We start from the raw sequence: 8,317 nt of genomic DNA, 5'->3' as shown, positions 1-8,317 counted from the left end.
GGTGTTGCCCCCCCCCCCGCCCCCCCCTCTCCCCCCCCCGCCCCCCCTCCCCCCCCCCCCCCCCCCCCCCCCCCCCCCCCGACGGGTCAGAAGGTGACCGCCACCGCCAGCTGCCCGTCCCGCGCCACCACCGCCTCGACGGACGCGATCCGGCCGGCCGCGCGGACGTCGTGCTCGGCCAGCGCGAGCAGGTCCAGGGCGCTGCGCGAGCCGGTGATCACGGCCCGCGCGACGTCGGCCCGCATCGACACCCGCGCCTCCGACTTCGCCCTGCGCACCCCCGCGATCACCTGCGCGGCCGTGGTGAGCACCGCGCGGTCGACCGGGCCGGCCAGCTGACGCAGCTCGTCCGCGGCCGGCCAGGCGGCGCGGTGCACGGAGCCGTCCTGCCACCAGGACCAGACCTCCTCGGTGGCGAACGGCAGGAACGGCGCGAACAGCCGCAGCAGCGTCGAGAGCGCGGTGACCAGCGCGCGCCGCGCCGACTCCGCCGCCCGCTCGCCCTGCTCGCCGTAGGCGCGGGCCTTGACCAGCTCGACGTAGTCGTCGCAGAAGTGCCAGAAGAACTGTTCGGTCCGCTCCAGCGCCCGGGTGTAGTCGAAGGCGTCGAACGCCTCGGTGGCCGCCTGCACGGTCTCGGCGAGTTCCGCGAGCATCGCGGCGTCCAGCGGCTCGGTCACCCGGGCGGCCCCGGCGGGCACTCCCAGGCTCAGCACGAACCGGCTCGCGTTGAGCACCTTGATCGCCAGCCGTCGCCCGATCTTCATCTGCCCGACGTCGAACGCGGTGTCCGTCCCTGGGCGCCCGCTGGCCGCCCAGTAGCGCACCGCGTCCGACCCGTGCTGGTCCAGCAGATCGGCCGGGGTGACCACGTTGCCGACCGACTTGGACATCTTCTTGCGGTCCGGGTCGAGGATCCAGCCCGAGATGCCCGCGTGCCGCCAGGGCAGCACGTCGTGCTCGGCGTGCGCGCGGACCACGGACGAGAAGAGCCAGGTGCGGATGATCTCGTGGGCCTGCGGGCGCAGGTCCATCGGGAAGACCCGGGCGAACAGGTCGTCGTCCACGCCCCAGCGGGCGGCGATCTGTGGGGTGAGCGAGGAGGTCGCCCAGGTGTCCATCACGTCCGGGTCGCCGGTGAAGCCGCCCGGACGGTCGCGCTGGTCGGGCGTGAAGCCGTCCGGGGTGTCGGTGCCGGGGTCGATCGGCAGCGCGGACTCGGCCGGGACCAGCGGCCGGTCGTACACCGGGCGGCCCGTCCCGTCGAGCGGGTACCAGAGCGGGATCGGGACCCCGAAGAAGCGCTGCCGGCTGACCAGCCAGTCGCCGTTCAGGCCGCCCACCCAGCTGTCGTAGCGGACCTTCATGTGCTCCGGGTGCCAGATCAACTCGGCTCCACGGGACAGTAGTTCGGCGCGCAGGCGGTCGTCGCGGCCACCGTTGCGCAGGTACCACTGCCGGGTGGTGACGATTTCGAGCGGCTTGTCGCCCTTCTCGTAGAACTTCACCGGGTGGCTGATCGGCCGCGGTTCGCCGAGCAGTTCGCCGCTCTCCCGCAGCATCGCGACCATCCGCTCGCGGCCGGTGTGCACGGTGGCGCCGGCCAGCCGCGAGTACGCCGTCCGGGCCCGCTCCGACGCCAGGCCGGCCGGCGGCTCGGCGCCGAAGCGGCCGTCCCAGCCCAGCACCGGGCGGGTGGCCAGCCGCAGTTCGCGCCACCAGACCACGTCGGTGGTGTCGCCGAAGGTGCAGACCATGGCGATGCCGGTGCCCTTCTCCGGGTCGGCCAGCCGGTGTGCGAGCACCGGCACCTCGACGCCGAAGACCGGGGTGCGCACGGTCGAACCGAAGAGCGGCTGGTAGCGGGTGTCGTCGGGGTGGGCGACCAGCGCGACGCAGGCGGGCAGCAGCTCCGGGCGGGTGGTGCCGATCTCCACCGGGTCGCCGCCGTCCGGCCGGCTGAACAGCAACTGGTGGAAGGCGCCCGGGCGCTCCCGGTCCTCCAGCTCGGCCTGGGCGACCGCGGTGCGGAAGGTGACGTCCCAGAGCGTCGGCGCCTCGGCCGGGTAGGCCTCGCCGCGGGCCAGGTTGCGCAGGAAGGCGCGCTGCGAGATGGCCCGCGCGGTGCTGCCGATGGTCTGGTACGTCATCGACCAGTCGACCGAGAGGCCCAACTGCTGCCAGAGCTCCTCGAAGGCCCGCTCGTCGGTGGTGGTCAGCCGCTCGCAGAGTTCGATGAAGTTGCGCCGGGAGACCGGGATCTGCTCCCGGCCGGGCTTGGCCGGCGGGGTGAAGTCCGGGTCGTAGGGCAGCGCGGGGTCGCAGCGCACGCCGAAGTGGTTCTGCACCCGGCGTTCGGTCGGCAGGCCGTTGTCGTCCCAGCCCATCGGGTAGAAGACCTCGCGCCCGCGCATCCGCTGGTAGCGCGCGACGGTGTCGGTGTGGGTGTAGGAGAAGACATGGCCGACGTGCAGTGAGCCGCTGACCGTGGGCGGCGGGGTGTCGATCGAGAAGACCTCGGCCCGCGGCCGGGAGCGGTCGAAGCGGTATACCCCCGTCTCGTCCCAGCGCCGCGACCACTTCGCTTCGAGCCCCGCGAGGGAGGGCTTGGCGGGCACATCAGGGAGACGAGGAGTCTTTGTCATGCCGCCTGATGCTAGTGCCGGGGGTGGGTGAACGATCAACCGAATATCCGGCGGCACCGCCCGGGCCGCGGCATTGCGGTGACCCGTTCGTGGCCGCACAGTGGAGACAGGGCGGCCCACCCGCGCGGCAGCCTGGCGACCGGTCCGGATCGGCTCCGGCGCCGGTTCTCGGCCCAGGAGGAGCGGAGGAGCGGAATATGCAAGCCATGGTTGGTGACACCATCCACATCCACAGCAAGGCCGTCGGCATGGCCGACCAGTTGGGCGAGATCATCGAGGTCCGCGGCTCGCACGGCGAACCGCCGTACCTGGTCCGCTTCGAGGACGGCCACGACGGGCTGATCTACCCCGGTCCCGACACGGTGATCGAACCGCACAGGCAGGACCGGCTCTGGTAGCGGGGGCGTCATGATGGGGAGTTGACGTGGCGTCAACTCCCCATCGGTTGTGTCGGATCGACCGGGACCTAGTCCAGCTCGACCTCGAAGTCCCAGGTGGCCAGCGGCTTTCCGGCCGCCGACCAACTGAGTGTGGCATGGCCGGCGTCGAAGGTGGCGGCGAGGTGCAGGGTCGCGTCGTGGCCGGGGGTCGCGCTCGCCGAGGTGGCGTCGCTGGTGAACGGCACCGGGTGGCCCAGCTCGTCGGTGATGCTCAGCGCGTCGGCGCGCAGCTCCGCACCGCCGGCCGGGACGTGCAGCAGCACCGTGATCGTCCCGGCGGAGGCACTGGCCGGTGCCGCGCCGGGGGCGGGCGCGGGCAGCGCGAGGTCGGGCCCGGTCGCGGTGATCCGGGCCTGCTGGGCACCGAGGTCGAGCTGGACGGCGTCGCCCATCGCCACCAGCTGGGCGTGTCCGGGGGATGCGGTCGGTACGATCGGCGAGGCGGGCGGAGTGGGGATCGGGACCCGGCCCAGGTCCGTCGCCAGCTGCCCGGACGACGAGCAGCCGGTCGCTGCCAGCAGGACGGTGAGCAGCGCGGTCGCGGGCCCGCGGCCGAGGCCACGCCCGAGCGGGGCACGGCCTCGGTGGGTGGAGCGGTCGGTCACTGGCCCGCCCCGAGCCTCAGGCTGTCCAGAACCGCGTTCGGTCCGGTGAAGTCGGGTGCGAGCAAGGCCGGTTGGTCCTTCGGCTGCTTGCTGGTGGCCGAGTAGACGCCGTTACTGCCCATGGGGGCGGGCTGCGTCGCGTGGCCACCGGGGTTGTTGTAGACGTCGGGCCCGAACGGTCGCAGCCCGGGCGTGCCGGCGTAGCCGAGGTGGCCCTGGCCGTCGGTGCCGCCCTTGGTGATGTGGAAGAGGTCCTCCATGCTGCGCAGCCAGGAGTAGTGGTTGTACGGCTGGTCGCTGATCGTGCCGGGCTTGATGTAGCGCGAGATCAGCACCGAGCCGGTGATCCCGCCGCCGGGTGTGGTGTCCTGGCCGAAGGCCTGGTCGCCGGGCTGGCTGGTGTTGGGTCCGGGCAGCTCGTCGCAGCAGGCGACCACGGACTGCGCGGTGTCGGTCGGGGTGTTGAGCGTCGGGTCGCTGTTGCCGGTGTAGTCGCCGGTGGAGTTGCCGTAGATCTTGTACGGTGGGAACGCCTCGTCGAAGGTGATGTCGATCAGGCCGTTGTCCTGGAACGCGGGCGAGGCCATGATCTGCGGGATCCACTTCTCCAGGAAGAGGTCCGAGGCGTACAGGCCGCCCTGGTGGTTGTTCGGGTCACCGGAGAGGTTGTCGCCCTTGCAGGTCGAGTCGTGGGCGTCCGAGCAGTTGTCGGGGGTGATCCAGGAGAAGGCGGGGGTGGTGTCCTCACTCCTGAGGTCCTCGGCGAGGCCGCTCTGCGCGGGGCGGCCGCCTTGGGCCGGGCGGCCGTCCAGCGGCACGACCTGGGCGCACTCCTGCGGGTCGTCGATCAGCGAGTGGAACCAGACGGTCGGGTTGTGCTTGGGCACGTACTGGTCGGTGGCGGTGGCCGCGCCCGGGTCCGGGACGCCGTTGCCGGACGGGTCGCCCGGGACGCCGCACTTGTACGGGTCCTCGCGGCCCGGGTCGTTGCCCATGTCCTGCATGTACGCCTTCCAGCTGACGTTCTTGTCGTCGAGCTGGTTGAACAGGGTGTACACCGAGTCCGGGTAGACGCAGCCGGAGGTCGCGTTGGTCTGGCCGTCGGCGGCCGGGGTGCCGGGCGAGACGTTCTTGTACTGCGGACAGTCGGCCTGGGTGTCGGGCGCCGGGGCCTGCCCGCTGGCCAGGCTGATGTAGTTGTCGAGGCTGTAGTGACCGGTGCCGTAGTACTGGCGGAGCAGCTCGCCGTACTGCGGCAGGGTCCTCCAGAGGTAGCTGTTCTGGTTGAGACCGGTGAACGAGGCCTCGTACGACTTGTTCTCCAGCACGATCAGCCAGACGTGCTTGATCTTCGGCGGGGTGAAGTCGTGGCTGGCGGCGTCGGCCGGGGTGACGCCGCTGCCGACCAGCCCGGCGGCGGCCAGCGCGGCCGCCACCAGGGTCGCCGCGAGTCGCGGGCGGTGGCCGCGGCCGATGCTGGGTGCGTCTGGTTCTATCCTGCTCATGTCATATACCGTCCTTGTCTGTCTCGCCCGGTCGGAGTTCTGGGTGACGCGGCGACGGTGCCGGCGGGAAGTCTATCGGCGGGCGCTCGGAAGGGAATCGCACTGCTGGTCCGCCGGGTGACTGTTCATCAGGATGACGGACTTCTCCGCCCGAGGATGATGGCCGTGAGCCGCCGTTCCTGGTGTTCCGGTGCGAACCTTGGTGGTATCCCCGAACGCACCGGTTGGTAGGAAGGCGGACCCCCATGCAGGCGATCCGGCACGCGCTGTCCATCACCGGGTCGATGACCTGGGAGATCGCCTGGGCGCTGATCCTCGGCTTCCTGCTCTCCGCGGTCGTGCAGGCGGTGGTGCGCCGGGCCACCGTGGTCCGGCTGCTCGGCGACGCCCGACCGCGGACGCTGGCGCTGGCCGCCGGGCTGGGGATGGCCTCCTCTTCCTGTTCGTACGCCGCGGTGGCGCTGGCCCGCTCGCTGTTCCGCAAGGGCGCGGACTTCACGGCCGCGCTGGCCTTCGAGATCGCCTCCACCAACCTGGTGGTCGAACTCGGCGTGATCCTCGCCCTGTTGATGGGGTGGCAGTTCACCGCGGCCGAGTTCGTCGGCGGCCCGATCATGATCGTGGTGCTCGCGTTGCTGTTCCGGCGGTGGCTGAGCCGGCGGCTGGTGCGCGAGGCGCGCGAGCAGGCCGACCGCGGGCTGGCCGGGTCGATGGAGGGCCATGCCGCGATGGACATGTCGGTGCGACGGGAGGGCGGCTTCGTCCAACGGCTCTTCTCGGCCGAGGGGTTCACCTCGGTGGCGCACGTCTTCGTGATGGAGTGGGCGGCGATCCTGCGCGACCTGGTGGGCGGCCTGCTGATCGCCGGGGCGGTGGCGGCCTGGGTGCCGGACTCGTTCTGGCACTCGTTCTTCTTCGCCGGACACCCGCTGGCGGCCCGGTTCTGGGGGCCGCTGGTCGGGCCGCTGGTCGCGCTGGTCTCGTTCGTCTGCTCGGTCGGCAACGTGCCGCTGGCGGTGGTGCTCTGGAAGGGCGGGATCAGCTTCGGCGGGGTGGTCTCCTTCGTCTTCGCCGACCTGCTGATCCTGCCGATCCTGAACATCTACCGGAAGTACTACGGGCTGCGGATGGCCGCCTTCCTGGCCGGCACCAGCTACCTCGCGATGGCGGCCGCGGGTTACGCCGTCGAGCTGCTCTTCCGGGGGCTGGGCCTGGTCCCGGACCAGCGGCACGCGAGGATCCCGATGGCCGGAATCCGCTGGGACTACACCAGCTGGCTCAACGTCGCGTTCCTGCTGCTGGCCGCCGTGCTGCTGGTGCGGTTCTTCCGGACCGGCGGGACGGAGATGCTGCGCGGGATGGGCGGTGCACCCGCCGCCGAGCCGGCCGGACCGGCCGTGCCGGGCGACCACGGCGGTCACGGTGGCCATGACGCCACGGGTCGTCCTTGAGCGCGTCGCCCGGCGCGTCGCGGCCGGCCGTGGTCAGCTGTCGGGACCGGACTACGACCGGGTGGCCCGGGCAACGCTGCGGAGGTCCAACCGTGATGATGTTCCGTCCTGTCGGCGGCGCCGGCGGGCGCCGCCGGTTCCTCGGTGGCCTGCTCGCCGCGGCCGCCGCGGGTTCGGCGGCCGGGCCGATGGCCGGCGGGGGCACGGCCCAGGCGGCGCGCCCGCGTCCGCGTCCGCGCTCGCGCGGCGAGGCGGTGTTGGCGGTGGCGGAGCGTCAGATCGGCATCCCCTACTCGTGGGGCGGGGGTGACCGGCTCGGCGCCAGCCTCGGCTACTGCGAGGACGAGAACGGCTACCTCGACGGCGTGTGCAAGGGCGAGACCACGATCGGCTTCGACTGCAGCGGCCTCACCCTGTACTGCTGGTACGCGGGCACCGGCGGCGCGGTCCAGCTCGGGCACTACACCGTCGCCCAGTTCCACCGCGGCACGCCGGTCGAGCGGGTCAACCTGGCCCCCGGCGACCTGCTCTTCTTCTCCCGCGGCGACGCGCCGCTGCACCACGTCGGCCTCTACGCGGGCGGCAACGCGATGATCCACGCGGCGCACACCGGCACCCTGGTGGCCCGCCTGGAGAACGTCTTCCAGGACCCGGTGTTCGGCCCGCAGTACGTCGGGGCTGTCCGGCCGGGCGACTGACCGGCCGTTTCGCCGATCAGCCGGTGGCGGGCAGCACCGGGACCCGGATCCACCGCCCGGCCGCCCGGGCACGGACCGACTCGGCCCGGGTCAGGGGGTAGAGCAGCACCCCGATCGCCACCGAGAGGCAGTGCCCGAGGTCGGTGAAGGTCCGGTTCTCCACGTACACCGTCACGAAGTAGGCGGCGAGCGCGGCGAAGCCGAGCAGCCGCCACCGCATCGGCAGCCGGTAGCAGAGCACGGCGGCGGTGCACCAGGTGCCGTAGCTCACCCCGACGTCCACCGTCCGGGCGATCGACGGGCTGAGGTGCCCGTGCGCGATCTGGTACTCCAGCCAGATCGCGGTCAGCAGGGTGGCGCCGATGTGGCCGGTCAGGAAGACCCCGACCATCCGGGCGGTGCCCAGCCAGCGCTCCGCCGGGCCGAGCACCAGCAGCGCGGTCACGGTCAGGGTGAGCAGGTCGGAGATGTCGGTCCACATCGCCGAGGCGAACAGCACGGTCACCGGGTCCCGGCCGAGCGCCGCCAGGTTGGTCGAGTGCACCCGCAGCACCTGCTGCCCCAGCCGGTTCGGCAGGCCGGCAAGCATCCAGCAGTGCAGCGCGACCAGCACCCAGAGCGTCGCGCTGGCCGGGTTGGCGCCGGCCCAGGCCCAGGTGGCCAGCAGTCCGGTCCGCAACTGGCGGCCGCCGGGCCAGTCGTAGTGGACCGCTATCCAGCCGATGAGCACGACCAGGACGACGAAGGACTCGACCCATCGAGTGGACATCACGATTCCGAGCTGCCGGGGGCGGGGGTACCGAAGCCTACCCGACGTGACCGGGCTCTCGCGGTGCGTGGTCGAACCGCGGCTCGCGGATCGACAGCCCGGGAGACGGCCCCGGGGGGGGGGGGGGGGGGGGGGGGGGGGGGGGGGGGGGGGGGGGGGGGGGGGGGGGGGGGGGGGGGGGGGGGGGGGGGGGGGGGGGGGGGG

Annotated in this window: 7 protein-coding genes; 3 read left to right on the top strand and 4 right to left on the bottom strand. The window is 72.6% G+C overall.

Annotated elements, in window-relative coordinates; genetic code table 11:
* Positions 1–86: 86 nt before the first annotated feature.
* Positions 87–2,645: a valine--tRNA ligase gene (valS, locus tag ACZ38L_RS25285; protein ID WP_465697378.1), complete on the bottom strand. Its 2,559-nt coding sequence runs from the start codon at positions 2,643–2,645 to the stop codon at positions 87–89.
* 197 nt (positions 2,646–2,842) lie between these two features.
* Here valS and ACZ38L_RS25280 point away from each other — a divergent pair, with 197 nt between their 5' ends.
* A complete protein-coding gene (locus ACZ38L_RS25280) occupies positions 2,843–3,043 on the top strand; it encodes a DUF1918 domain-containing protein (RefSeq protein ID WP_396562672.1) in 201 nt (66 codons plus the stop codon).
* A 68-nt stretch (positions 3,044–3,111) separates the two neighbouring features.
* On the opposite strand, the gene ACZ38L_RS25275 is transcribed toward ACZ38L_RS25280, so the two are convergent.
* Positions 3,112–3,690, bottom strand: a complete 579-nt coding sequence (locus tag ACZ38L_RS25275) for a hypothetical protein (RefSeq protein WP_465697375.1) — start codon at positions 3,688–3,690, stop codon at positions 3,112–3,114.
* Entirely contained in the window at positions 3,687–5,195 is a 1,509-nt protein-coding gene (locus tag ACZ38L_RS25270) for an alkaline phosphatase family protein (protein WP_465697372.1), read from the bottom strand. Before ACZ38L_RS25270 ends, ACZ38L_RS25275 begins: the two co-directional genes overlap by 4 nt.
* A gap of 245 nt (positions 5,196–5,440) precedes the next feature.
* Between ACZ38L_RS25270 and ACZ38L_RS25265 the strand changes: the two genes are divergently transcribed.
* Together ACZ38L_RS25265 and ACZ38L_RS25260 are read left to right on the top strand one after the other, a co-directional pair.
* Complete coding sequence (locus tag ACZ38L_RS25265; RefSeq protein WP_465697370.1) at positions 5,441–6,646, top strand: permease; 1,206 nt, start codon at positions 5,441–5,443, stop codon at positions 6,644–6,646.
* A gap of 95 nt (positions 6,647–6,741) precedes the next feature.
* Complete coding sequence (locus ACZ38L_RS25260) at positions 6,742–7,344, top strand: C40 family peptidase (protein WP_465697368.1); 603 nt, start codon at positions 6,742–6,744, stop codon at positions 7,342–7,344.
* Between the two features lie 16 nt (positions 7,345–7,360).
* On the opposite strand, the gene ACZ38L_RS25255 is transcribed toward ACZ38L_RS25260, so the two are convergent.
* Positions 7,361–8,113, bottom strand: a complete 753-nt coding sequence (locus ACZ38L_RS25255) for a rhomboid-like protein (protein ID WP_465697366.1) — start codon at positions 8,111–8,113, stop codon at positions 7,361–7,363.
* Between the last annotated feature and the right edge of the window lie 204 nt (positions 8,114–8,317).

It is taken from the genome of Kitasatospora sp. NPDC024654 (assembly GCF_055559155.1).
Note: the sequence above shows the minus strand (reverse complement) of the source record. Positions and strands in the feature narration are given on the sequence as shown.

Coding starts and splice junctions, on each gene's coding strand:
- valS (WP_465697378.1), bottom strand. CDS start 2,645: ATGACAAAGACTCCTCGTCTCCCTGATGTGCCCGCCAAGCCCTCCCTC.
- ACZ38L_RS25280 (WP_396562672.1), top strand. CDS start 2,843: ATGCAAGCCATGGTTGGTGACACCATCCACATCCACAGCAAGGCCGTC.
- ACZ38L_RS25270 (WP_465697372.1), bottom strand. CDS start 5,195: ATGAGCAGGATAGAACCAGACGCACCCAGCATCGGCCGCGGCCACCGC.
- ACZ38L_RS25265 (WP_465697370.1), top strand. CDS start 5,441: ATGCAGGCGATCCGGCACGCGCTGTCCATCACCGGGTCGATGACCTGG.
- ACZ38L_RS25260 (WP_465697368.1), top strand. CDS start 6,742: ATGATGTTCCGTCCTGTCGGCGGCGCCGGCGGGCGCCGCCGGTTCCTC.
- ACZ38L_RS25255 (WP_465697366.1), bottom strand. CDS start 8,113: ATGTCCACTCGATGGGTCGAGTCCTTCGTCGTCCTGGTCGTGCTCATC.